Annotated in this window: 22 protein-coding genes; 14 read left to right on the top strand and 8 right to left on the bottom strand. The window is 36.9% G+C overall.

Translation table 11 applies throughout. The features are described 5' to 3' along the window. Positions 1-146 precede the first annotated feature (146 nt). The 7 genes from serS (at position 147) to proC (ending at position 7,822) form a co-directional block, all read left to right on the top strand. Complete coding sequence (gene serS / locus ACN1CN_RS05120) at positions 147-1,418, top strand: serine--tRNA ligase (protein ID WP_264525694.1); 1,272 nt, start codon at positions 147-149, stop codon at positions 1,416-1,418. Between the two features lie 93 nt (positions 1,419-1,511). Next, entirely contained in the window at positions 1,512-2,348 is an 837-nt protein-coding gene (lgt, locus tag ACN1CN_RS05115; RefSeq protein ID WP_264525693.1) for a prolipoprotein diacylglyceryl transferase, read from the top strand. Between the two features lie 83 nt (positions 2,349-2,431). Beyond that, positions 2,432-4,213: a tetratricopeptide repeat protein gene (locus tag ACN1CN_RS05110; protein WP_264525692.1), complete on the top strand. Its 1,782-nt coding sequence runs from the start codon at positions 2,432-2,434 to the stop codon at positions 4,211-4,213. 128 nt (positions 4,214-4,341) lie between these two features. Next, entirely contained in the window at positions 4,342-4,653 is a 312-nt protein-coding gene (locus tag ACN1CN_RS05105; protein ID WP_419134879.1) for a DUF4286 family protein, read from the top strand. 81 nt (positions 4,654-4,734) lie between these two features. Further along, positions 4,735-5,514 (top strand): 16S rRNA (adenine(1518)-N(6)/adenine(1519)-N(6))-dimethyltransferase RsmA, encoded by a 780-nt coding sequence (gene rsmA / locus ACN1CN_RS05100; RefSeq protein ID WP_173964631.1) that lies wholly within the window; start codon positions 4,735-4,737, stop codon positions 5,512-5,514. Further along, the gene (gene mgtE / locus ACN1CN_RS05095; RefSeq protein ID WP_264525689.1) at positions 5,504-6,910 is read left to right on the top strand and encodes a magnesium transporter; all 1,407 of its coding nucleotides are present in this window, start codon (positions 5,504-5,506) and stop codon (positions 6,908-6,910) included. The genes rsmA and mgtE overlap by 11 nt, the downstream gene beginning before the upstream one ends. Before the next feature lie 135 nt (positions 6,911-7,045). Continuing rightward, complete coding sequence (proC, locus tag ACN1CN_RS05090) at positions 7,046-7,822, top strand: pyrroline-5-carboxylate reductase (RefSeq protein ID WP_419134878.1); 777 nt, start codon at positions 7,046-7,048, stop codon at positions 7,820-7,822. A 114-nt stretch (positions 7,823-7,936) separates the two neighbouring features. On the opposite strand, the gene nhaA is transcribed toward proC, so the two are convergent. Continuing rightward, a complete protein-coding gene (gene nhaA / locus ACN1CN_RS05085; protein ID WP_419134877.1) occupies positions 7,937-9,082 on the bottom strand; it encodes a Na+/H+ antiporter NhaA in 1,146 nt (381 codons plus the stop codon). 163 nt (positions 9,083-9,245) lie between these two features. Further along, the gene (locus ACN1CN_RS05080) at positions 9,246-9,935 is read right to left on the bottom strand and encodes an alpha/beta hydrolase (protein WP_264525686.1); all 690 of its coding nucleotides are present in this window, start codon (positions 9,933-9,935) and stop codon (positions 9,246-9,248) included. A gap of 345 nt (positions 9,936-10,280) precedes the next feature. Here ACN1CN_RS05080 and ACN1CN_RS05075 point away from each other — a divergent pair, with 345 nt between their 5' ends. The 4 genes from ACN1CN_RS05075 (at position 10,281) to ACN1CN_RS05060 (ending at position 12,563) form a co-directional block, all read left to right on the top strand. Then, entirely contained in the window at positions 10,281-11,228 is a 948-nt protein-coding gene (locus tag ACN1CN_RS05075; protein ID WP_419134876.1) for a 2-hydroxyacid dehydrogenase, read from the top strand. A gap of 178 nt (positions 11,229-11,406) precedes the next feature. After that, positions 11,407-11,790, top strand: a complete 384-nt coding sequence (locus ACN1CN_RS05070) for a DUF4234 domain-containing protein (RefSeq protein WP_173964637.1) — start codon at positions 11,407-11,409, stop codon at positions 11,788-11,790. Next, entirely contained in the window at positions 11,765-12,229 is a 465-nt protein-coding gene (locus ACN1CN_RS05065; RefSeq protein WP_264525684.1) for a DUF2752 domain-containing protein, read from the top strand. The genes ACN1CN_RS05070 and ACN1CN_RS05065 overlap by 26 nt, the downstream gene beginning before the upstream one ends. 58 nt (positions 12,230-12,287) lie before the next feature. Then, positions 12,288-12,563, top strand: a complete 276-nt coding sequence (locus ACN1CN_RS05060) for a TM2 domain-containing protein (protein ID WP_419134875.1) — start codon at positions 12,288-12,290, stop codon at positions 12,561-12,563. Positions 12,564-12,630: 67 nt separating this feature from the next. On the opposite strand, the gene ACN1CN_RS05055 is transcribed toward ACN1CN_RS05060, so the two are convergent. Continuing rightward, positions 12,631-14,433, bottom strand: coding sequence for a lysophospholipid acyltransferase family protein (locus ACN1CN_RS05055; RefSeq protein WP_264525682.1), 1,803 nt, complete (start codon positions 14,431-14,433; stop codon positions 12,631-12,633). Between the two features lie 118 nt (positions 14,434-14,551). On the opposite strand from ACN1CN_RS05055, the gene ACN1CN_RS05050 reads away from it, so the two are divergent. The 3 genes from ACN1CN_RS05050 (at position 14,552) to ACN1CN_RS05040 (ending at position 17,664) form a co-directional block, all read left to right on the top strand. Beyond that, positions 14,552-15,313, top strand: a complete 762-nt coding sequence (locus ACN1CN_RS05050; protein ID WP_264525681.1) for an exodeoxyribonuclease III — start codon at positions 14,552-14,554, stop codon at positions 15,311-15,313. Positions 15,314-15,422: 109 nt separating this feature from the next. After that, positions 15,423-16,367 (top strand): OmpA family protein, encoded by a 945-nt coding sequence (locus ACN1CN_RS05045; RefSeq protein WP_419134874.1) that lies wholly within the window; start codon positions 15,423-15,425, stop codon positions 16,365-16,367. Positions 16,368-16,626: 259 nt separating this feature from the next. Beyond that, positions 16,627-17,664, top strand: coding sequence for an NADP(H)-dependent aldo-keto reductase (locus ACN1CN_RS05040; protein ID WP_419134873.1), 1,038 nt, complete (start codon positions 16,627-16,629; stop codon positions 17,662-17,664). A gap of 565 nt (positions 17,665-18,229) precedes the next feature. On the opposite strand, the gene ACN1CN_RS05035 is transcribed toward ACN1CN_RS05040, so the two are convergent. From ACN1CN_RS05035 to panC, 5 genes are all read right to left on the bottom strand, one after another. Further along, positions 18,230-20,194, bottom strand: coding sequence for a transglycosylase domain-containing protein (locus ACN1CN_RS05035; RefSeq protein ID WP_419134872.1), 1,965 nt, complete (start codon positions 20,192-20,194; stop codon positions 18,230-18,232). 17 nt (positions 20,195-20,211) lie between these two features. Then, positions 20,212-21,573, bottom strand: coding sequence for a DNA repair protein RadA (gene radA, locus ACN1CN_RS05030; protein ID WP_264525677.1), 1,362 nt, complete (start codon positions 21,571-21,573; stop codon positions 20,212-20,214). Then, positions 21,573-22,727 carry an alpha/beta hydrolase gene (locus ACN1CN_RS05025; RefSeq protein WP_419134871.1) on the bottom strand — a complete coding sequence of 385 codons (1,155 nt, stop codon included), beginning with the start codon at positions 22,725-22,727 and terminating at the stop codon, positions 21,573-21,575. The genes radA and ACN1CN_RS05025 overlap by 1 nt, the downstream gene beginning before the upstream one ends. 329 nt (positions 22,728-23,056) lie before the next feature. Further along, entirely contained in the window at positions 23,057-23,407 is a 351-nt protein-coding gene (gene panD / locus ACN1CN_RS05020) for an aspartate 1-decarboxylase (protein WP_017495920.1), read from the bottom strand. Between the two features lie 14 nt (positions 23,408-23,421). Beyond that, positions 23,422-24,300 (bottom strand): pantoate--beta-alanine ligase, encoded by an 879-nt coding sequence (gene panC / locus ACN1CN_RS05015; RefSeq protein WP_419134870.1) that lies wholly within the window; start codon positions 24,298-24,300, stop codon positions 23,422-23,424. Positions 24,301-24,372 lie beyond the last annotated feature (72 nt).

Raw genomic sequence — 24,372 nt, 5'->3', positions numbered from 1 at the left:
CTTTGCGCAGTTCTGCGAATATTTCGTGTATCTCTGTGTAATAACTCTCGAAATAACTTTAGAATCAACTTTGTCGTGATCTTAGGAAACATTTCCTTAAATTTGCTTCCATTATAAAAAAATACAATAGTTATAAAAAACAAGCTATGTTACAAATCGCATTTATTAGAGAGAATCAGGAGAAAGTAATCAAGGCTTTAGCAAAACGTAATATCGATGCTAAAAGCGTTGTGGAAGAAGTGGTGCAATTAGACGAAAACCGTCGCGCAACACAAGTAGAATTAGACAACACTTTATCTGAATCTAATAAATTATCCAAAGATATAGGGGAATTGATGAAAGCAGGAGAGAAATCAAAAGCGGCAATCTTAAAAGAAAAAACAGTTTCCTTAAAAGAAAAAAGCAAAGAATTGGGCGAAAAAGCAGAAGCTTTAGCTGCCGAATTAACCAATAAATTATACACTTTACCAAATTTACCGGCTGATATTGTTCCGGAAGGAAAAACACCAGATGACAATTTAAATGTTTTTCAGGAAGGGGATATTCCGGTTTTGCATGAAGGTGCACAGCCACACTGGGAATTGGTAAAAAAATACGATATCATCGATTTTGAACTGGGTGTAAAAATCACAGGAGCAGGATTTCCGGTTTACAAAGGTAAAGGAGCTCGTTTGCAACGTGCTTTGATCAATTACTTTTTAGATAAAAATACTGCTGCCGGATACAATGAAGTTCAGGTACCGCATTTGGTAAATGAAGCTTCAGGATATGGAACAGGACAGTTACCGGACAAAGAAGGACAAATGTATCATTCAACAATTGATGATTTGTATTTGATTCCAACAGCTGAGGTTCCGGTTACTAATTTGTTCCGTGATGTAATTTTAAACGAAAGTGAATTGCCGGTTTTATATACCGCCTATACGCCATGTTTCCGTCGTGAAGCTGGTTCATATGGAGCTCACGTACGTGGATTAAATCGTTTACACCAATTTGATAAAGTAGAAATTGTACGTGTTGAACACCCTGAGAAGTCTTATGAAGCATTAGACGGAATGGTAGAGCATGTAAAAGACATCTTAAAAGAATTAAAATTACCGTACCGCGTTTTACGTTTGTGCGGTGGTGATATGGGTTTCACATCGGCTTTGACTTATGATTTCGAAGTGTTTTCTACAGCACAGGACCGCTGGTTAGAAATCAGTTCAGTTTCTAACTTTGAAACTTTCCAGGCCAATCGTCTGAAATTGCGTTTCAAAGACAAAGACGGGAAAAACCAACTGGCACATACCTTAAACGGAAGTTCATTGGCATTGCCAAGAGTTTTGGCCGGAATCATAGAAAATTACCAAACCCCGGAAGGAATTGTAATCCCGGAAGTATTACGACCTTACTGTGGATTTGATATTATAAACTAAATTTTACAGTACTTAGAATTAAACCTAACAGGTTCCAAAATCTGTTAGGTTTCTTAATTTAGACTAAGAACTACAACTAAAAAAAAGAGGAAGATGAAAGGGATTTTAAATTGGGACGCAGATCCCGTTATTTTTTGGATAACAGATAGTTTTCCGTTAAAATATTATGGTGCTTTCTTTGCCTGTGGATTATTACTGGGCTATGCTATTGTGCGAAACATTTACAAAAAAGAAAATCTTTCGCTGGACAATCTCGATAGCTTACTGGTTTATGTAATCGTTGGGACAATTTTGGGAGCACGATTGGGGCATTGTTTTTTTTATGAGCCGTCCTATTTTTTACAACATCCGATAGAAATTTTGCTGCCCATTCAGAAAGTGGCAGGAGTTTATAAATTTGTTGGATATCAGGGACTGGCGAGTCATGGAGGGTCAATTGGAGTTTTAATTGCGATGGTTTTGTATTGTCGAAAATATAAAGTTAAGTTCTTATGGCTTTTAGATAAAATGGCAATTGGAGTTCCGGTTACAGGAGCTTTTATCCGATTTGGGAATTTTATGAATTCTGAAATTTACGGAAAACCTACCAATGGAGACTGGGGTGTTGTTTTTCAAAGAGACGACATGATTCCAAGACATCCCACCCAGCTTTATGAAGCATTTGCTTATCTGTTGATTTTCGTAATTTTGTATGCAATGTACAAGTCAGAGAAAATTCGAAAAGCCGACGGGTTAATCTTCGGGTATTTCCTGATGTTATTGTTTCTCGCGAGATTTATAATTGAGTTTTTCAAGGAAAATCAGGAAGCTTTCGAAAACAGTATGCCAATTAATATGGGACAAATATTGAGTATTCCTTTTATTTTGATTGGTTTGGGATTGATTGTCTGGAAATCAAAAGCTACTGTTTACAGTCACGACGTTCAGTAAGCAGTACATGTTTACAGGTACGGTTGAGGTTTTTAGTAGCTGTTGAAAATTAGATCATTACCGAATATATAAAAGACTAAAATATGAAAAACTGCATCATCTATATCGTTTTGTTCTGGTCTACTTTTGCATTTTCACAGAATGAACAGCTTGCACAGTATTATTACGATAAAGGTGATTTTGAAAAAGCCAAAATCAGTTACGAAGAGCTTTTAAATAGTGCACCGTCCAATACCCAATACTTTTTAAGAACGATCGATTGTTATCAGCAGTTACAGCAATTTGAGAAAGCACAAAAAGTAATTCAGGATCGCTACAACAAATACAAGCAGGGCGTTTTTTTGGTAGAGTTGGGATATAATTTTCAACTGCAAAAAAACGATGCCAAAGCCAAAAGCTACTACGAACAGGCGATCGAAAAAATCAAAACCAATCCGAATGATGTTTACGGAGTGGGCAATTCTTTCGAGAAAAAGGTATTGCTCGAATATGCCTTAAGCGCTTATCAGACGGCAATGCTGGTGCAGCCCAATTACAATTTCAATTTTCAAATCGGAATGTTGTACGGACAATTGGGAAAAACCGATCAGATGATTGATCTTTTGCTGACGGAATCGTATAAGAATCCACAGAATGCCAATTTAATTCAGACACAGCTATCGCGTTTCATGAATGGTGAAACCGATAATACGGCTTTTAAAGATGCGATGCGTAAAGCTTTGATTTTGAAAACACAAAAAGATCAGGATGTGTTTTGGAATCATTACCTGAGTTGGTTTTATGTACAGCAGAAAGAATTCGGAAAAGCTTTCATTCAGGAAAAAGCAATCTACAAACGGGAACCCGAATCACTTTCGAGCATTGTTAATTTAGGACAGTTTGCATTGAATGAGGACGACACCGAGACAGCCGAAGAAATCCTGAATTTTATCCTTCTGAACACCAAAGATCTTGATTTACTCATTCAGACAAATTCGTCTCTGATGCAGATTAAAATCGATAAAGCACAGGAAAAAGACTATGCAATTATTAGTACCGAGTTACAACAATTGCTTACAACCTATGAAATAACTCCTTTTACCTTATCTTTGCAAATAATTCAGGCGCATTTCCTGGCCTTTAATCTTAAAAAGACCGAAGAAGCCAAGGAAATTGTCAAGAAAGCGTTGGAGTTAAATTTGAATGCTTATCAGCAGGCAGATGCAAAGATGGAGTTGGCTGACATCCTGCTTTTGGAAGAGAAATTCAATCAGGCGCTGATTTATTATTCGCAAATTCAATTGGATTTAAAGAATGATGTCATGGCGCACGAAGCGAGTTTAAAAGCAGCCAAAACGAGTTATTACAAAGGCGATTTTGAATGGGCTTTGAAACAGTTTAAAGAATTGAAAGCTGCCAATACGCAATTAATTGCCAATGATGCGCTCGAGTATTTTTTACTGATCAACGATAATACGGTTGCCGATTCAACACAAACCGCGTTAAAGCAGTTTGCCAAAGGCGATTTTTTAATGTATCAGAATAAAAAGCAGGAAGCAATTGCTCAGTTTCAGGGGATATTGAAAAGCTTTAAAGGACAGGAAATAGAAGCTGTTACAATGTTGCGTTTAGGTAAAATTTACGAAAGTCTGAAGGATTATACCTCGGCTTTAGGGCAGTATCAGCAGATTATTGAGCATCATGGTGATGGAATTTATGTGGATGAAGCCTTGTTTTTCTCAGCAGAAATTTACGATGATGAACTGCATGATGCAGAAAAGGCGAAGCCATTATATGAGAAGGTAATTTTTAACCATCAGGACAGTATCTATTTTGTGGATGCGAGGAAAAAATACCGACAGTTAAGAGGAGACAAGAATTTGTAAATGCCAAAAAGCAAATTCCAAATTCCAAAAAAAGAGAATTAGCAATACGATGATTTGTTTTTAAGGATGTAGTAGATAAAAAAACTCAGAACCTTAGAACCTTAGAATCTCAGAACCTTTAAAAAGAAATGATAATTTACAACGTTACCACCAATATACACGAGAGTGTTCACGACCAATGGCTGAAGTGGATGCAGGAAAAACACATACCTGAAATTTTAGCCACAAAGAAGTTTTCTTCGGCGAGAATTGTCAGAGTAATGATAGAGGAAGAAATGGGCGGAATTACATATTCTGTTCAGTATGTTACAGACAGTAAGGAGACTTTGGATCGCTATTATATCGAAGACGAACCTCAGTTTCATAAAGAAGCACTAGGATTGTTTGCCGATAAAATGCTTTCTTTCAGAACAGAGTTAGAAGTGATTTCAGAACATTAAAAATCGATTTTTAGATCATTAGACTTCTTAGATTTTTCGAGAAATTTAATAGTCTAACAATCTAAGAATCCAGAAAAGAGAATGGAAAAAGTAAAAGCCAAAAAACATTTAGGACAACACTTCCTGAAGGATGAAAGTATCGCCAAAGCGATTGCAGATACCTTAAGCCTTAACGGATATGATGAGGTTTTAGAAATAGGACCGGGGATGGGTGTGTTGACTAAGTATTTGCTTGACAAACCAATTAATACACATGTGATCGAGATCGATACCGAATCAGTGGCGTATTTAGGTGAAAATTATCCAAAACTAAAAGATAAAATTATCTCTCAGGATTTCCTGAAATACAATATTAACGAGGTTTACGAGAACAAGCAATTTGCTATTATCGGAAACTTCCCTTATAATATTTCGACGCAGATTGTTTTTAGAACTTTAGAATTCAAACATCAGATTCCGGAATTTTCGGGGATGTTTCAAAAAGAAGTTGCAGAACGCATCTGCGAGAAAAAAGGCTCAAAGGCATACGGAATCTTATCCGTATTGGCCCAGGCTTTCTATACTACAGAGTATCTGTTTACGGTAGATGAAAACGTTTTTATTCCTCCGCCCAAGGTCAAGTCGGGTGTGATGAAAATGACCCGAAAGGAAGACTATAGCCTTCCATGCGGAGAAAAGTTGTTTTTTACAGTAGTGAAAACGGCTTTTCAGCAAAGACGAAAAACATTACGTAACAGTTTGAAAACATTAAATTTAACCGATAAGTTGCGAGAAGACACTATCTTTGATAAACGTCCGGAACAACTTAGTGTAGAAGAATTTATTGCTTTGACTCAAAAAATAGAAGCCGATGGAGTTTAAAATAAGTAAAGAGCTAATTAAAAAAATTGCTCAACTCATCCAAGCTAAAGACAATAAGGAGCTTGAATTTTTATTAAATGACATGCACCATGCGGATTTCGCTGAAATCCTTGATGAAATTGACATTGATGAAGCCACTTATATTTTTAAGGTTTTAGATAGCGAAAAAACAGCCGAAATTCTTCTGGAATTAGAGGATGATTTGCGTGAACAAATCTTAAACAGACTTTCGCCAAAAGAAATCGCTGAAGAGCTGGATGAACTTGAAACCAATGATGCGGCAGATATTATTGGTGAACTTTCAAAAGACAGAAAAGCAGAGGTAATCTCGGAGCTTCAGGACGTAGAACACGCAAAAGGAATCGTTGATTTATTGCGTTACGACGAAGATACTGCCGGAGGTATCATGCACAAAGAGTTGGTGAAAGTCAACGAAAACTGGAACGTGCTGACTTGCGTGAAAGAAATGCGTATTCAGGCAGAAAATGTTTCCAGAGTACATTCGATTTATGTTGTTGATGATGAAAACAGACTTAAGGGCAGATTGTCGCTTAAAGACCTGTTGACAACATCGACCAAAACGCAAATCTCCGATATCTATATCCGAAAACTGTATTCGGTAAACGTAGAAACACCCGATGTTGAAGTCGCCAGAATGATGGATAAATACGACCTGGAGGCAATTCCGGTGGTAGATGAACTGGGACGTTTAGTGGGCCGAATTACGATTGATGATATTATTGACGTCATAAAAGACGAAATCGAGAAAAGAGATACCGAAGACATTCAGAAATTCGGGGGATTGGAAGCTCTTGAATTGCCATACGTTCAGACACGTTTGGGTGAAATGGTCAAAAAAAGAGCCACCTGGTTAGTGGTTTTATTTATTGGTGAAATGTTTACAGCTTCGGCAATGGGTTTCTTTGAAGGCGAAATTGAGAAAGCAGTAGTTTTAGCCTTATTTGTTCCGCTTATTATTTCGAGTGGAGGAAATTCGGGATCACAGGCAGCGACACTTATCATTCGTGCTATGGCATTGAAAGAACTTACCTTAAAAGACTGGTGGTATGTAATGAAGAAAGAGATTGCATCAGGTTTTTTACTGGGTGCTATTCTGGGTATTGTTGGTTTTATCAGGATTCTGGTTTGGCAGCAAACTGGTCTTTATGAATATGGAGAACATTGGTTAACAATTGGTTTGACCGTTTCTCTTTCCTTAGTTTTTATTGTTTTATGGGGAACGCTTTCGGGATCTATGATACCCTTTTTGTTAAAAAGACTCAAACTGGACCCCGCAACTTCATCAGCACCGTTTGTGGCTACTTTAGTCGATGTTACGGGATTAGTTATCTATTTTACTATCGCTTCCTTACTATTAAAAGGGAAGTTATTATAAAAACCAAATACAGCCTATTGATGGTGTAATTCATAAAAACTTTATTGAAGTAAAAATGAATTACACTCAATTGCTGCTGTATTGAAATGATTTAAAGCTATTAATCAACCAACAATAATTCAAAAAACAACCAGTATGAAAATACACATTATAGGAGGAGGAAACCTTGGGGTTTCTATTGCCTTGGGAATTGCCAAATTCTCTAAACACAACCAGGTTACCGTCACAAGAAGAAACACGGCCAGTATTCAGTATTTAACAGAGTATGGAATTACGGTTTCTTCAGACAATAAACATACAATTCAGGAAGCCGATGTGGTTATTTTAACCATAAAACCGTATCAGGTAGATGTAGTTTTGGCGGAGATTTTACCCGTAATAAAAGGAAAAACAATTGCTTCGGCTGTAAGCGGATTGTCTTTGGACATGCTTCAGTCGAAAACCAATAATGAATTTGCGGTAGTGCGAATTATGCCCAATATAGCAGCGCAGTTTGGTGAATCGGCGACCTGTATCTCTTTTCCTGAAAAAGACAGGGAAAAAGCATTGCCAATTGTTGAGTTATTTCAGGATCTTGGAACTGCTCCGGTTATCGATGAAAAATTAATGGATGCTGCAACAGTACTTGGTGCCTGCGGAACAGCATACGCCTTGAGATATATTCGTGCTTCTATGCAGGCAGGTATTGAAATTGGATTTGATTCTAATACCGCGTTGGCAATTGCGGCTCAAACGGTCAAAGGAGCAGCGAAAATGTTGCTGGAGGAGAAAGTACATCCGGAACAATTAATCGATCGTGTTACGACGCCTCAGGGCTGTACAATTGTAGGTTTGAACGAAATGGAACACAATGGTTTCAGTTCGTCTTTGATAAAAGGAATTAAAACCTCTTTGAAACAGATTAAAGGATAGGTATTAAATCTCAATATTAAAAATCCCAAATTCCAAGTTTTAGTAAATTGGAATTTGGGATTTTTTATTTTTATTTTTTTTCAAATTTTTGACAATTGATTCTCCTTTGAAAAACTATGCGATTTTTTTCTTTGATAAAGTGTATTTCAGATAAAACAAGCCAAAAAGCCCCGAAAGCACAGAGGCAATTAGAATCGCTATTTTAGAGAAAATAATAGTTTCAGGATCGGTAAAGGCCAGGATGGTTATGAAAATGGACATCGTAAAACCAATTCCGCCCAGCATTCCGGCACCTAGTATATGCGCCCATTTTAAGGCTTTAGGGAAACTGCATAATCCAAGACTTACACCAATAGACGAGAAAAGTAAAATACCTAAAGGTTTACCAACCACTAAGCCCAGAATAATTCCATACGTATTAGGGTGATTCAAACCTTCGTGCCAGTCTGACTGAATAGCGATGCAAGTATTGGCTATAGCAAACAATGGTAAAATAATAAAGGCAACGGGTTTGTGCAAAAAGTGCTGTAGTCTATAGGAACTTGAGTTTTCATCGCCATTTCCAAACGGAATTACAAACGCCAGAATAACACCCGTAATGGTAGCATGAACACCTGAGTTTAGCATGAAATACCACATTATGACACCTCCAATTAAATACGGAATGAGGTTTTGAACTTTCATGCGGTTCAGCACAAATAAAAATATCCAGATTCCTAAAGCAATTGCAAGATTTACAAAGGCTATTGAGCTGGTGTAAAAGATCGCGATAACAATTATAGCGCCCAGATCATCAATAACGGCTAAGGCTGTTAAAAAAACTTTTAGCGATGAGGGAACTTTTTTTCCTAAAAGAGATAAAATTCCAATTGCAAAAGCAATATCGGTTGCCATCGGAATTCCTGCTCCATTTTGAGTTGCCGTTCCAAAATTTAAAACCAGGAAAATAGCGGCAGGAACCAGCATCCCGCCCAAAGCAGCCATGATGGGTAAAGAGGCGTTTTTAATATTAGACAATTCACCGTGGTAAATCTCTCTTTCTAGTTCTAGCCCAATTAATAAAAAGAAAATAGTCATCAAGCCATCATTAATCCAGTGCGTGATGGAATGCCCGTTCAGGTCTTTTTCCCAGAAAGCAATATATTCGGTTTGAAAAGAGGAATTGGCGAGGTAAAGCGATATAATGGTAACAAAAAGCAAGAGTAGTCCTCCTGATTTTTCGTTGTTAAAGAAGGCTTTAAAAGTTTTTGTTAATTTCATTTTTATTGAAGTTCAGAGGATTTTGAAGCGATTTTTTTAAGGCTTATATTTCCAAAGTTAAAAAAAAACTAACGAATAAAAAATTAAGAGGCTTGGCGTTGGTGTTTAGGATTGCCTTATAAACAAAAAAACCGCCAATCAGATTAGCGGTTTGGAGTGTTTTTTAGAGGGTTGCAGCTGCTTCTAAAATTAAGGCTGTCACTTCTTTAGGATGTGATGCCAACGAAGCATGTCCTGCATCTAAGCGAATGATTTTTTTAGGTTGGATTCGCTCTGCCATTTCTTTTTCTGTTTCTGGCGGAATCATATTGTCGAAGTTGGAAATTTGATACCAGCTTGGTTTTGTTTTCCATGCCGGTTCACCTGCGATATCTCCAAAGCACTGACCGTGGATAGGTTTTTGAGCCAATGATAAAATCAGAGCCTCTTCTTTATCTAAATCCTGAGCAAATGCTTCGTGAAACTCATCGTACTTGATCCATAAAAAACCTTTTGGGTCGGGATAGATACTGGCTCCGCCTGATCCGGGTCTTCGTCCTAAAAGAGCTCCAAGACTATCTCCTGCATCAGGAGCAAATGCGGCAATGTACACTAAACCTACAACCTTATCATGATGTCCTGCACCTGAGATTACTGCTCCTCCGTAAGAATGGCCCACCAGAAGTACTTTCCCTTCCTGTGCATCAATCAAATCCTGAGTTTTATTAATATCATCTTGTAAAGAAGTCAATGGGTTTTGAACGCTTCGTACTTTATATCCCTCTTTTACTAATCCGGGAATTACATGTTGCCAATGTGAACCATCTCCCCAAGCGCCGTGGACTAAAATAATAGTTAAATCTTTTGTTGCCATAATTACTGAAGTTTAATTGATTAAAATATAATTACTTATTTAAAACTCAATGTGATGAAGCAAAATGGGGCCTATTATTTTCTGAAATTTAATTTCACCCATAAAAGTATGAAATTAAATAGTTTGATCATGTTAAGTTTATGAGAACTTTAGCGTGTAAGAGGCTTAATTCCAGTGGTTAATGACTCTGCTATGAAACTTAGAATAGAGAAATTGATGATTTTTTTTAAACATCTTTAGGAGTAGTCGCTTTGATTTTTGGAGATTAATAGTAAAAACGGCAAACTTAAAGAACGGCTTAAATAAAGAATAAGCTGTATTTTTGTTTGATAAAAATAGAATACCATGAGCATAAAAATTCTTCATATTGATAGCAATCATCCAATTTTATGGCAACAACTGGAAGATGCCGGTTTTGAAAACCACGCTGATTTTAAATCTTCTAAAGAAGAAATTGAAGCAAAAATTCAGGACTATAACGGAATTGTCATTCGAAGCCGCTTTAAAATTGACAAGAACTTTTTGGATCATGCGGTCAACTTAAAGTTTATTGCCAGAGTAGGAGCAGGTTTAGAAAGTATCGATTGCGAGTATGCCGAAACAAAAGGAATTCATTTAATTGCTGCCCCGGAAGGAAATCGCAATGCAGTTGCAGAACATTCTTTGGGAGTGATTTTGTCTTTGTTTAACAATCTCAATCAGGCCGATGCTGAAGTAAAAGCAGGACACTGGAACCGTGAGAGCAATAGGGGACACGAACTTGATGGCAAAACCGTGGGAATCATTGGTTACGGAAACATGGGGAAAGCATTTGCTAAAAAACTTCGCGGCTTTGAGACCGAAGTATTGTGTTATGATATTCTCGACCATGTAGGAGATGAAAATGCAAAACAGGTTTCACTGGAAGAGCTTCAGCAAAAAAGTGATGTGTTAAGCCTGCACCTTCCGTGGACTCCTGAAACCGATAAAATGGTGAATGGAAATTTTATAAATGCTTTCGCAAAGCCCTTTTGGATTATAAATACCTCACGCGGTAAAAATATTGTGACAGCAGATTTAGTGGAAGCCATGAAGGTTAAAAAAGTCTTAGGCGCCGGTTTGGATGTTTTGGAGTATGAGAAATTATCTTTTGAGACCCTGTTTCAGGAAGAAAGCACGCCCGAGGCTTTTAAATATTTGCTCGAAGCTAAAAATGTTTTACTAACCCCTCATATCGCAGGCTGGACTTTTGAAAGTCACGAACGGTTGGCGCAGGTAATTGCGGACAAAATAAAAGCGGTCTTTCAGAGATAGTTTTACTGGTGAAGGACAACGTTTTGGGCTTGTTTTTACAATTAAATAACGAGTCTTTTCTGTAGAATTTTGGGCGATAATTAGTTTTTAAAGTTAATTTTTAATAATATTGTTTCTAAATAGGAGGAACCGAAAATCCGAAGAGTAGGACATAACCAATTAATTTTAACTAAAAAAAATGGAAAACGATTTAAAAGAAACGTCTAATAATTTTAATGAACCAATTCCGGTATTTAAGGTAGATCCAGTTATGGTATTGCTTTTTGGATTTTTAACATGCGGATTGTACTTAATTTACTGGAACATTAAAGTATCTGAGGTTTTAAATGCCGTTGCAGGTAAAGAAGTTATCTCACAGCCGATTGCAATTTTTGCAGGATGTTGTACACCGGTAAACATTTATTTTTATTACTTGGCTGGTAAAGAAGCATTGCCAAAAGTTTATCAAAGAACTGGAGAGCTTCAAAAAGACCAATCCACTTTATTAATTGTTTTAGGGTTCTTTTTCCCTTTTGCAGCAGCAATGATAGTACAAGGTGATATCAACAGATTATACAAATAATAGTAGAACAAAACGTAAAATTTACGGAATTATCGGTGCAGCAATTACACTGATAGTTCCGTTTTTTTTAATGCTTGACAATCATAATAACCATCTGGAATCAGATCAGTCCTTTTGTCCTTTCAAAATGGTGACTGGTTTTCCTTGTCCGGGTTGCGGTATCACCAAATCACTGGTTTATTTTTATCAGGGTGACATCTACAAATCTCTTAGTTACCATATATTGGGGCCTTTTGTTATCGTATTCTGCTGGCTTACCATCATTATACTGACAACTGAACTTATTACCAAAAAAGAATATTTTTCGGGACTGCTGTACAATAGAAAATTAGCCTACAATATGGCTTATTTTTTAGCCTTTTATCATTTGATACGATTGGTTCTTTTTATCCGGGAAAGCTCTTTTGATGATATTTTGCATCAATCGATTTGGTTTTAAGACCTCAGAATTCCATCCTCATAAAGTTGAATTAGCATAACTAAAAAACACTATAAAAATGGAAAACAGTAAAACAGAACATTGGAATAATCCTCCGGTTCATCGGGAAGAGAATAAAAAAGTAGTTGCAGGAATCTTAGCAATTTTGTTAGGTGCTCTGGGTATTCACAAATTCTATTTGGGATATAATAAGGAAGGAATTATCCAGCTTATTCTTGGATTTGTATTCGGAATTGGAGGTATAATAGGCATTATCGAAGGAATAATCTATCTGACAAGAACAGACGAAGAGTTTTATCAAACCTATCAGGTTGGTCAAAAAGGCTGGTTTTAAGCCGTTTTAAAGCATAAAAAAATCCCATTTTAAAGATGGGATTTTTTGTTTTATATAGGTGATGCAATTAATCTTCTTTCTCCGATAATTTGCGTTCCAATTCTATTTGAAATTCTTCAATAACAGGTTTCATTGTGCTTTCAGGAATATCTGCTATTCTAATGTACATTAAACCGTCTACCGCATTGTTGAACAAAGGATCAACGTTAAAAGCAACTACACGGGCATTCTGCTTGATATACTTCTTGATTAAAACAGGCAAACGTAAGTTTCCAGGCTCCAGTTCGTCAATAATCTTATCAAACTTGTTCAAATCAGATTCTGCTTCGTCGAAGATAAAGTCTTTATCAGCGTCTTTTAATTTTACTTTGTAGGCCTTTTTCGGGTGAATATACTGTGCAATGTAAGGATCGTAATAGTTCGACTTCATGAACTCAATCATCAATGATTTTGAGAAGTCAGAAAATTGATTGCTGATACTTACACCACCAAGAAGGTACTTATGTTCCGGATAACGTAAGGTGGTATGAATAATTCCTTTCCACAACAGGAACAAAGGCATTGGTTTTTGCTGGTATTCTTTGATGATAAAAGCACGACCCATTTCGATCGATTTATGCATCATATCGTGTAATTCCGGCTCAAATCTGAAAAGATCGGTTAGGTAAAAACCTTCAATACCATGTTTTGGATAGATTTCTGAACCCAATCCCATACGATAAGCACCTGCGATTTTTTTGGTTTCATCGTCCCACAAAAACATATGGTGGTAGTATTGGTCGTACTGATCTAAGTCAATAGATTCATTCGTTCCTTCACCTACTTCACGGAAAGTGATTTCGCGCAAACGTCCAATTTCGTGTAAGATATTCGGGATCGACTTGGCACGGGCAAAAAATACTTCGTAGTTTTTACTTTGCAATAACCTGCAATCGCTGTCTCTTAATGCATTGACTTCGTCAATCATTTTGGATTCATTTGCCGGTGTTGCAATTTTTTTAGGTGCTTTCGGGATTTTTAAGCTTGCGGTGTCTAACAATTTGCTGTCTTTCTCAAAAGGATTGGCCAGCATATAGGTTTTCTTTCTTAAAAACTCAGAGTAGTCTTCAAAGGACTCGATTTCGTTTTGCTCGTTTACTGAGATTGGTTTTCCAATACGGACTTTAATAACACGATCTTTTTGCGTTAGCAACTCCGATGGTAATTTTGCAGTACGCAAAGTATCGTCAATCTTAGAAAGCCAATAAAACAACTTACTGTTTTTGGCATGGAAATAAATAGGGATAACCGGAACTTTGGCTTTTCGAATTAATTTCAAAGCGCCTTCTTCCCATGGTTTGTCTACCACCAGTTTTCCGTCTTTGTAAGTCGAAACTTCTCCGGCCGGGAAAATCCCAAGTGGTTTTCCGTCACTTAAATGACGTAAGGTTTCTTTAATTCCTACCACACTTGACTTGGCATCCTTATGATTCTCAAAAGGATTGACAGGCATGATGTATTTTTTTAGCGGAACAATTCTATGCAGTAAAAAGTTGGCAATGATCTTAAAATTGGGTTCTCTTTCAAGCATCAATTTTAAAAGCAAAATACCATCAATTCCACCCAGAGGGTGATTGGAAATGGTAATATAGGCGCCATCTTTCGGTAAACGTTTTAAATCTTCTTCGGGAATTTCAAATTTGATTTCCATCTCATCTAAAATTCCGTTTAAGAATGCAACATCTTCTAAATGCTTATTGTGATCGTAAATTTTATTAAGGGTAGATATCTTAAGAACTTTCATAAGAATCCAGCCCGAAAAAGTACCCAAAACTCCGTACTTATCAACATTTATCGCTTTTGCAACTTCTTTCGCGGTAACTAAACCCATGTACTATTTTTAATTTATTAGAGCAGCGAACAAAGATAACAAAAAACTCTACTTTTCGCTGTTTCAAATGCAAACTTTCCACTTTTTTATTACATTTGAAATCCTAAAAAAAACGCTGATGAAAATTATTTCTTATAATGTAAACGGAATACGTGCCGCAATTACCAAAGGCTTTATCGAATGGCTGCAACAAGCGAATCCTGATGTGATTTGTCTTCAGGAAATAAAAGCTACCCAGGAGCAAATTCCGGTAGACGATATTACTGCCGCAGGTTATCCGTACCAATATTATTATCCGGCAACTAAAAAAGGATATAGTGGTGTTGCCATCTTGTCTAAAACAAAACCCAATAATGTGGTTTACGGAACCGGAATTCAGCATATGGACTTTGAGGGGCGTAACCTTCGTGCCGATTTTGATGACTGCTCTGTAATGAGTTTGTACTTACCATCAGGAACTAATATTGAAAGATTAGATCATAAATTTATGTTTATGGATGACTTTCAAACCTATATTAATGAGTTAAAACAAACGATTCCGAATCTGATCATTTGTGGTGATTATAACATTTGCCATGAAGCTATTGATATTCATGATCCTGTTCGCAACAAAACCGTTTCGGGTTTTTTACCTGCTGAACGTGCATGGCTGGATGGATTTATGAAGTCTGGTTTTATAGACAGTTTCCGTCATTTTAATAAAGATCCGCACCATTATTCGTGGTGGAGCTACCGCGCAGGAGCCCGAGGAAACAACAAAGGCTGGCGTATTGACTATAATCTGGTAAGTGATTCTATGGGACACAGGTTAAAAAGAGCTGTGATTCTTCCGGATGCCGTTCATTCAGATCATTGCCCGGTTTTAGTCGAAATCGAGTAAAAGTGGTATTGTTATTGTTGAATGAATTGCTGTTTAAATTTAAACATTGCCATTGTCATCGCTATTAAATTTAAACATTAGTATTAATGCCCTCCAAATAAAACAAAAAATGATTAAAAAGAGCTCTATCGGACTATTGGTCGTAGCAATGTCTATGACTTCTTGTGTGTCTAAGAAAATTTACAACGATCTTGAAACCAAATATTCGGATCTGAAAAAAGAAAACCGTTCAATTGCTGATGAAAATGAGAGTTTACAAAAATCAAAAAATCAGTTAGAACTGGACCGTGATGCTTTAACAAAAGATTTAAACGCAACCAAAACAGATCTTGAAAAACAAAAAGCGGATCTGGCTGCTCAGCAGAAAAAATATAAAGTACTTCAGGATTCTTATAATGCTTTAGAGAAAAACAGTAACGATGCTTTAGAAAGCAATATGGCTAAAAACCGTGAACTGTTGGCACAATTGGAGGCGAAATCTAAAAAATTAGCAGAAGAACAAGCTCGTCTGGATAAAACAGCAAACCGCCTGAACGAATTGGAAGCAATGATCGCTGCAAAAGAAGAGGCCATGCGTAAATTGAAAGAGACATTGTCTAAAGCTTTAAACGGTTTTGAAGGAAAAGGTCTGACTGTAGAACAGAAAAACGGAAAAGTATACGTTTCTATGGAGAACAAATTGTTGTTCAATTCAGGAAGCTGGGCTGTTGGTACCGAAGGTAGAAAGGCAGTTGTTGAATTGGGTAAGGTTCTGGGCGATAATCCTGATCTTTCGGTTTTAATTGAAGGACATACGGATGATGATCCGTACGCAGGTTCAGGACCAATTGCAAATAACTGGGATTTGTCGACTAAGAGAGCTACCGCAATCGTAAACATTTTAAGTGAAAACGCTAAAATCAACAAGCAAAAATTAACAGCAGCTGGGCGTAGCGAATTTTCTCCATTAGCAAGTAACACCACTCCTGAAGGAAAGGCTAAAAACCGCAGAATCGAGATCATCTTAACACCAAGATTAGACGAAATCGCGGAGATGCTTAATAGTATTAACTAATACGCTAAGGTTCTGAGGGGCTAAGTTTCTAAGATTTTTATGAGAAGGTTCAAAGTTTTACTTTGAACCTTCTTTAGTTACGAGAGTAGCTGTATATAATTTTGGTGACTCCGTGTTTCAGAAGCTTAAAGAAATCTTGTAATTTTTTTAACTTTTGTCAAATTTCTATTTGAGAAATAGCATCGTATCTTTGAATTATTAGAATTTTAAAGAAAAACTTAGAACCTTAGCCCCTCAGGGACTTAGCAACTTAAAAAGTATGAAATACACAACTTTACCCCATACCGACATAAAAGTTAGTAAAATAAACCTCGGAACAATGACTTTCGGGCAACAGAATACAGAGGCCGAAGGGCATCAGCAAATGGATTACGCACTTGACAGAGGTGTTAATTTTTTTGATACTGCCGAAATGTATTCGGTTCCGGCACGTGAAGAAACTTACGGAAGTACAGAGAAAATAATAGGAACCTGGTTCAAGAAATCGGGAAACCGCGACAAAGTGGTATTGGCGACTAAAATTGCGGGGCCAAACCCGGCTTTTACCTATATGCGTGAAAAGGGTGATTTTTCACCAGCGAGTATCAAATATGCTTTAGAAAACAGCTTAAAACGTCTACAGACCGATTATATCGATTTGTATCAAATGCATTGGCCGGAGCGTAAAACCAATTGTTTTGGACAGCGTTCTTTTAATGGTCATGACGATGCGTGGGAAGATAATTTCAGAGAAGTATTAGAAACATTCGACGGCCTGATCAAAGAAGGAAAAATAAAACACATTGGAGTTTCAAATGAAAATGCCTGGGGGATGATGCGCTTTTTGGAAGAAAGTAAATACCATAACCTGCCAAGGATCAAAACTGTTCAAAACCCGTATAGCTTGTTGAACCGACTTTTTGAGGTAGGCTCTGCCGAAGTTTCGAAGTACGAAAATGTGGGATTGCTGGCCTATTCTCCCTTAGCTTTTGGAGTTTTAACGGGTAAGTTTTTAACGGGTGAGGCACATCCAAATGCCAGAATCAATCTTTTCCCGCAGTACACACGTTACAATAGCGAGCAAAGTACACAAGCTACAAAGTTATATCAGGAAATTGCAAAGAAACATGGCCTGACATTGACTCAATTGGCAATGGGATTTGTGCTGCAACAGCCATTTTTAACCAGTGCAATTATTGGAGCTACAAATATGGAGCAGTTAAAAGAAAATATTGACACTATTGATGTCGTATTGTCAAGCGAAATTGTAGCCGAAATAAATGCTGTTCAGGCAATAATTCCGGATCCGGCACCTTAATCAGCTCTCAGATAAAACACAAATTCCACAAATTGATGCAGATATAGTCTGTGAAAGTTTGTGGAATTTTTATTGATACTTGTTTGCGTAGTGTTTTTATATCTTTAATCTATATATTTGTGTGTAATATCTTATAAGTGGATAGGGCAAGCAAAAGCTACCAGTAAACATTAATTTTTTGTCAGTATGGAACTAAATACGAAACGGCTAAGGTTGCTTTCACGAATAATTGGAACACTTTCATTGGTTGTGTTTTTTGTTTGCAAAGCATTAGAAATGGATGATCGGTATAATAACGTCTTTTTGTTTCTGAGTTTATGCTGTTATGCAATAGTTATAGGTTACGGCCTTATATCCTTTTTTAAAAATAGTTATTTTAAAGAATAAAAGAGAAGAGATAAGTAAGGTAGAATTGGTTCTGTAATTCATTTTTCCTGCCACTGATTTAAACACAAATTCCACAAACTAACACCGATTGAAGACAGTGTTAGTTTGTGGAATTTTTTATGAAAAGTAAAAACGATTTCAGAACAAAAAATAGGGTTGCTTCGTGAAATCCGTGTTTTTATAAATCAAACTCATCCTCAATAGCCAAAGAATCATTCTTCACCGCTGTAGAATCCGGAGCTTTAATCCTTATCAGGGAACGTGCATTTCCTGAAATGTAAACGGGTAATTGTCCAAGAGTATCTTCAGGAACCAGCAAACCTCTTCGGAACATTAAATTTTTCAGGAATTTTTGATTTTTCAATGCATAATCCCTTAAATTGCCTTGATCATTAAACTGATACATGAATTTTCTGGGTTTCGGAATAATTGTAGCTAAGTACAGGCATTCGTCAACATTCAAATTGGCAGGACTCTTCTGGAAGTAAAAATGACTTGCTTCGCCAATTCCGTACACATTTGGCCCCCATTCAATAATGTTGAAATAAACTTCCAGCATTCTTTCCTTGCTTACCACTCTGTTGTTTTCCAGAATATAAACCAGTAAAATCTCTTCAAGTTTGCGTGAAAGTGTTTTTTCTCTCGTCAGGAAAACGTTCTTGATGAGCTGCATGCTAATGGTACTGGCACCGCGTGAGAATTTTTTGGTTCGGATATTTTTTAAAATAGATTGTTTAAAAGCCTCATTGATAAAACCGCGGTGTGAGAAGAACGAAGGATCTTCCGTCGTTAAAACACACTTTCGCAAATAAGGAGAAATCTGATCTAAAGGAGTATAGTTGGGGTTTGCATTTCCAACTAAAACCGGGCGCTGCAGTACATTTTGTATAATGGCACGATAAACAAACTCGCCATTTAATTTGTTAAGATCAGCTTCCCCGTATTTCGTGATTTTTAAACCTTCTTTGTTTAATTTACTATCAAAAACTAAGGTGTTTGGTTTGTTTTTGTTGAATTTGAAATCGAGTTTGTAGTCAAAACTTCCGGCGGCTTCCATTCCTTCAAAATGAGTGAACAGACCTTCAGGCAGTGAAACAATAAAGTTTTGCGCCTGCATTTTTGGAATGTTTACTTTTAAAGTATAAACCGTATCTTTTTCGGTGTCGTACGAAACATAAGGATGCAGTTTTATTTTGTTCAATTGCATAGTCGAAGTGCTGTCGATCGATATAAAACTATCTCCCAGTAAGAAACGATAATCAAAACGGGCATTTTTGATCACAACATCCTTACTGGCAATTTTCGGATGATTGATTTTTAAGTTCGTGATAGAGGTGTAACCGTCAAGGTGTAACTCACTGCCGTCTTTTTCGATATTCTGAACATTTAGTCGGATCGAGTCAAAGCTGGCTTTTAAATTGTAACGTTCGTCTAAGTACGGAACACGGATTGCTCCGGTATCCAGATTAAAAAAACGAATGTCTGCTTTTTTATTTCTTGGGTCGGCAAAACCTTTGATGTTCCAGCGCTGATCAAAATCTTTGCTTTGAACATGAAGATTGGTCTCAAGTTGTTTGTTTTCGAGAACCAGTTTATTGATGGCAACAGACGTCTTTTTGCCATTGTCGTCGATTCTGAAATTTAAATTCTCGAGCTTCATATCCGTCGGAACCAGATTGAGCAGTTTCGAAATGATACGATAGGCAAAAGTGGCATATTTGCGCTTTTCATTTTTGTCTGAATCTGATTTGTCCTTTTTTAAGAACGCGTCAAAATTACGAACATCTCCTTTTTTCACCAGTTGGATATAGCCGTTGTTGATTTTTAAAGTTCCAATTTGAACATCGCCAATCAATAAATTGGCTAAACTGATGCTGGTTTCTATTTTTTCAATATGACAAAGCGTATCAGCGTTTTTTGGAACGAGAATTACGTTGGTCAGTTTTATACCGGATAAGCCGTCAAATGAAGCCGATTTTACAGAAAATGTACTGTTGTACTCCGTGTTCATTTTGTTCGTCACCTTGGCGATGGCTTGTTTGAGAAGCGAATCACGGAAAAAGTAAAATCCTAAAAAAAGCACTACCAATACCAAGGCTAGTATCACAAGTGCTTTTATTATTTTTTGTTTTGGGAATTTCATAGGTAGGTTGATAAAAATTAACCAAAAAGAATACTGGCCACATCTTCGATTTTAGCCACTAATTCAATTTTGATTCCTATATTTTTTAACGCAATTTTATTGTATTTGGATACAAAGATAGTGGTGAATCCAAGTTTTTCGGCTTCCTGAATACGCTGGTCGACGCGATTTACCGGACGAATCTCTCCCGAGAGTCCAACTTCACCTGCAAAACAGAACCCTTTTGTTACCGGAATGTCTTCATTGGAAGATAAAATAGCGGCAACAACGGCTAAATCAATAGCAGGATCATCAACAGAAATTCCGCCTGTAACATTCAGAAAGACGTCTTTGGCGCCTAAGCGAAATCCGGCTCTTTTTTCCAGAACTGCCAGAATCATGTTTAGTCTTTTGGCATTGTAGCCCGTAGTGCTTCGTTGCGGAGTTCCGTAAACTGCAGTGCTCACCAGTGATTGTATTTCGATCATCAAAGGACGCATGCCTTCAAGTGTGGTGGCGATGGCGGTTCCGGATAATTCCTCGTCTTTATGCGAAATCAAAATCTCTGAAGGATTGGATACTTCGCGTAAGCCACTGCCCAACATTTCATAAATTCCGAGTTCGGCAGTAGATCCAAAACGATTTTTTAACGAACGCAAAATTCGGTACACATGATTTCGGTCGCCTTCAAACTGCAAAACAGTATCGACCATATGTTCCAGAATTTTAGGTCCGGCAATATTTCCGTCTTTGGTAATATGCCCAATTAAAATAACCGGAATGTTGGTTTCTTTGGCAAATTTGATCAGTTCGGCAGTTGTTTCCCTGATTTGAGAAATACTTCCCGCGGTTGATTCAATATAATCGGTGTGTAAAGTCTGAATCGAATCGATGATTACGATTTCAGGTTCTATGGCCTCAATTTGTTTGAAAATATTTTGTGTTTTGGTTTCCGTCAAAATGTAGCAATTATCGCTGTTGGGCGTGATTCTCTCTGCGCGCATTTTGATTTGCTTCTGACTTTCTTCACCGGAAACGTATAGGGTTTTGTAGGGTAGTTTTAGTGAAATTTGTAGCAAAAGTGTACTCTTTCCAATACCGGGTTCACCTCCCAATAGCGTCAGGGATCCGGGAACAATTCCACCACCCAAAACACGGTTCAACTCGCCATCAGTAGTATTCATTCGAATCTCCTGTGCCGAATCAATTTCATTAATTTTTAAAGGACGCGGCGCTTTACCGTTTGAAGTAGGTTCGCTTTTCCAGGCTACTTTTTCCTGCTTCTGAATAATTTCCTCGGCAATAGTATTCCATTCTTTGCAGGCATTGCATTGCCCTTGCCATTTGGCATATTGAGTTCCGCAGTTTTGGCAAAAAAAAGAAGTTTTAACTTTTGACATTATTTGGTGGTTTTTGCAAGTGCATTCATCTGGTCCATTTTCTCGTACATCAAATCTTTATTTAAATCACCAATTGGTTCCATTTGAGAAGCATTTTGGTATTTTTTAGAAGCTCTTTTTGGGTCACCCATTTTCTCGTACATCAATCCTAATTCATATTCTCCCAGCATGGCTTTTGGGTAATTTACATTTCCAATTTCAGCCATTTTGCCTAATTCATCATAAGCGTTCTTTTTTAGAATAAGGTTTTCGATTACTTTAAAATCACTCATTCTCACCGGAATCTGAACTCCCAGAACTTTAGACATGGTGTTGTATTTGTTCTCTAAATAGTCCGCATATCCAGTTTCCAAAACAGCAATTTTATTGTTGTATTCAGAAGAATTAATAGGTTTGTAAACATCGAAAATCTGATATAAGGCACTCGGAATTGCATGTAAAACCTGAGTATAATGCGTAGTGCCTTTAAACAAATCGTATTTATAATTTACTAACGGATTATTGGCAATTTTAATATTGCTGTCTAATTTTTCGATAGGTTCTTTGATCTTTTTATTGTCTCCGTCGGCTGCAGACAGGTAGTAAAACAAAGGCTCCGTAGCTTTAGCTAGTTTTTCGGGGATTCTAACTTCCATTTTATTGGCAAGTTCAGGACTAAAAGCAATGTAAGCATTAAAAAGAGGTTGTTCTTTGTACAGATAAAAATTAATGAAACTAGCTGTTACATCATGACCGGCAATAATTCTGAAAGGCGATGTGCGGTATTTCTTTTCAATGTAAGGCACTAATTCGGCACCAACAAACTCAAAAAAACTGGCTCCTTTTTCAAAAGGGAGTCCTGTATTCTGATCAATAGTCGTATCGTCTTCGCGTTCGTCGTTTTTATTTTGATGAACACCAATAACAATCATCTCAGGCAAATCTCCCCAATAGGTACCATAGCTTATAGCACCGGAGAAAGGATCGAATAAATAATCACCATCGAGTAAATACAAAACAGGATATTTTTTATCGGGATTGGCTTCGTAAGACTCCGGAAGGCCGATTGTTATTCTTCGTTCTTCTCCGAGCTTTTCGGATTTAATGTTGTCAAATTTTTTCTGCGAAAAGACAGAAATCGAAATGAAGGTAATAAGTAGGTAAACTTTTTTCATGAGTGGGGGCATTTCAGTGAGTTAAAAAGTATTGTAATAGTGTAGCAATATAACATTTTATTTGCTTTTTTAGTATTGTAATTCGTTGGGGCGAATTCATTTTAACAGATAGTGACATAGATGGTGTATTCCTGAAAAAGCTTTCTACTTTGTTTCAATACACATATGCCTCTGTAGGAAAGAAGTATGTTTTTTTATTTAACTCTATTTCTACTCCTGGAATGTATTTTTGTTAAATAGAAGGCGATATTGAATTTAGGCCAATAGAATACGGTTTGTATCAAAAAATATTGATCAAACTAAATCGAAATAAAGTGTAAAAGGAAAGATTAGGTTAGCGAATTATCATTTTCATTCGGAAAAATGATCCATGGTTTGAAAGTTTTAGCTTCTTCAAACTCCAGGGTTGCATAAGATATGATAATGATAATGTCGTCTTTTTGAACTTTTCTGGCAGCAGGTCCGTTCAGGGTTATTTCTCCTGAATTTTTCTCTCCTTTGATCGCGTAAGTTTCAAAACGTTCGCCATTATTGATGTTTACAATTGCTACTTTTTCGCCTTCAATGATGTTTGAAGCTTCTAGTAAAGTCTCATCAATAGTAATGCTGCCAATGTAATTTAAATCAGCTCCGGTTACTTTTACTCGATGAATTTTAGATTTTATAACTTGAATTTGCATGGTGCAAAGGTAAATTAATTTAATGAAATGGTGTCAATCAACCTTATAGAATTAACAAATACCGCTATAAAGGCACGGTAATTTTTGTCGTTGCTTTTGTGTTCTATAGGTAATAATGTGGATTCGTCAGCGATGACGAAATATTCGAGTTCAAATCTTTCGTTGTCTTTGAAAGAATTTTCTACAAATTGGATGGTTTCTTCGGGAGTGCCCTTCTCAAATATTTCTTTTGCTTCGGTCAGCACCCTGTAAATGATAGAAGCCTCTTTTCGCTCTTCCGGACTTAGTCGCTCATTTCTGGAGCTCATTGCGAGTTGATTGTCTTCTCTGAAGATAGGACAGCCGACAACATTTACCGGTAAATGATTTTTTTCGACCATTTTTTTAACGATCTGCAATTGCTGAAAATCTTTTTCACCAAAGTATGCATTAGTTGGAGTAACGATTTCAAACAAACGTTTTACGATAGTTCCGACTCCGTTAAAATGACCTGGTCTGAATTTTCCTTCCATCTGGTTTTCCAAACCATCGAAATCAAAATCCTCAGAGATGGTATGACCTTCATAAATGTCATCAACGGTAGGAGCGTAAAGAATCATTTTGTCGCTTAAACCTCTCATTTTCTTCACGTCCTCTTCTAAAGTACGCGGATATTTTTCAAGATCTTCAGGGTTATTGAACTGGGTTGGGTTCACAAAAATACTCACAACGGTATCGTCATTTTCTTTAAGCGATCTTTGCATTAAAGCCAGATGCCCTTGGTGTAAAGCGCCCATAGTAGGTACAAATCCGATAGTAGAATTTGCGGTTTTGATAGTTTTTAAATAGGCTATCAAGGCTACTTTACCGTAGAAAATATGCATGGCAGTATTATTAAAATTTAGTGCAAACATAATATATTAGTTAATAACTGCATAAAATTTTGTAATTTTGCAACGTTTTTATTACCAAAAATTAAGTAAAAT

Origin of the sequence: Flavobacterium sp. T12S277, from assembly GCF_048514875.1 — a bacterium.
Taxonomy (GTDB): Bacteria; Bacteroidota; Bacteroidia; order Flavobacteriales; family Flavobacteriaceae; genus Flavobacterium.
Note: the sequence above shows the minus strand (reverse complement) of the source record. Positions and strands in the feature narration are given on the sequence as shown.

Coding starts and splice junctions, on each gene's coding strand:
- lgt (WP_264525693.1), top strand. CDS start 1,512: ATGAAAGGGATTTTAAATTGGGACGCAGATCCCGTTATTTTTTGGATA.
- mgtE (WP_264525689.1), top strand. CDS start 5,504: ATGGAGTTTAAAATAAGTAAAGAGCTAATTAAAAAAATTGCTCAACTC.
- panC (WP_419134870.1), bottom strand. CDS start 24,300: ATGTTTGCACTAAATTTTAATAATACTGCCATGCATATTTTCTACGGT.
- panD (WP_017495920.1), bottom strand. CDS start 23,407: ATGCAAATTCAAGTTATAAAATCTAAAATTCATCGAGTAAAAGTAACC.
- ACN1CN_RS05105 (WP_419134879.1), top strand. CDS start 4,342: ATGATAATTTACAACGTTACCACCAATATACACGAGAGTGTTCACGAC.
- ACN1CN_RS05025 (WP_419134871.1), bottom strand. CDS start 22,727: ATGAAAAAAGTTTACCTACTTATTACCTTCATTTCGATTTCTGTCTTT.
- ACN1CN_RS05110 (WP_264525692.1), top strand. CDS start 2,432: ATGAAAAACTGCATCATCTATATCGTTTTGTTCTGGTCTACTTTTGCA.
- ACN1CN_RS05035 (WP_419134872.1), bottom strand. CDS start 20,194: ATGAAATTCCCAAAACAAAAAATAATAAAAGCACTTGTGATACTAGCC.
- proC (WP_419134878.1), top strand. CDS start 7,046: ATGAAAATACACATTATAGGAGGAGGAAACCTTGGGGTTTCTATTGCC.
- ACN1CN_RS05040 (WP_419134873.1), top strand. CDS start 16,627: ATGAAATACACAACTTTACCCCATACCGACATAAAAGTTAGTAAAATA.
- ACN1CN_RS05070 (WP_173964637.1), top strand. CDS start 11,407: ATGGAAAACGATTTAAAAGAAACGTCTAATAATTTTAATGAACCAATT.
- radA (WP_264525677.1), bottom strand. CDS start 21,573: ATGTCAAAAGTTAAAACTTCTTTTTTTTGCCAAAACTGCGGAACTCAA.
- ACN1CN_RS05080 (WP_264525686.1), bottom strand. CDS start 9,935: ATGGCAACAAAAGATTTAACTATTATTTTAGTCCACGGCGCTTGGGGA.
- ACN1CN_RS05050 (WP_264525681.1), top strand. CDS start 14,552: ATGAAAATTATTTCTTATAATGTAAACGGAATACGTGCCGCAATTACC.
- nhaA (WP_419134877.1), bottom strand. CDS start 9,082: ATGAAATTAACAAAAACTTTTAAAGCCTTCTTTAACAACGAAAAATCA.
- serS (WP_264525694.1), top strand. CDS start 147: ATGTTACAAATCGCATTTATTAGAGAGAATCAGGAGAAAGTAATCAAG.
- rsmA (WP_173964631.1), top strand. CDS start 4,735: ATGGAAAAAGTAAAAGCCAAAAAACATTTAGGACAACACTTCCTGAAG.
- ACN1CN_RS05075 (WP_419134876.1), top strand. CDS start 10,281: ATGAGCATAAAAATTCTTCATATTGATAGCAATCATCCAATTTTATGG.
- ACN1CN_RS05045 (WP_419134874.1), top strand. CDS start 15,423: ATGATTAAAAAGAGCTCTATCGGACTATTGGTCGTAGCAATGTCTATG.
- ACN1CN_RS05060 (WP_419134875.1), top strand. CDS start 12,288: ATGGAAAACAGTAAAACAGAACATTGGAATAATCCTCCGGTTCATCGG.
- ACN1CN_RS05055 (WP_264525682.1), bottom strand. CDS start 14,433: ATGGGTTTAGTTACCGCGAAAGAAGTTGCAAAAGCGATAAATGTTGAT.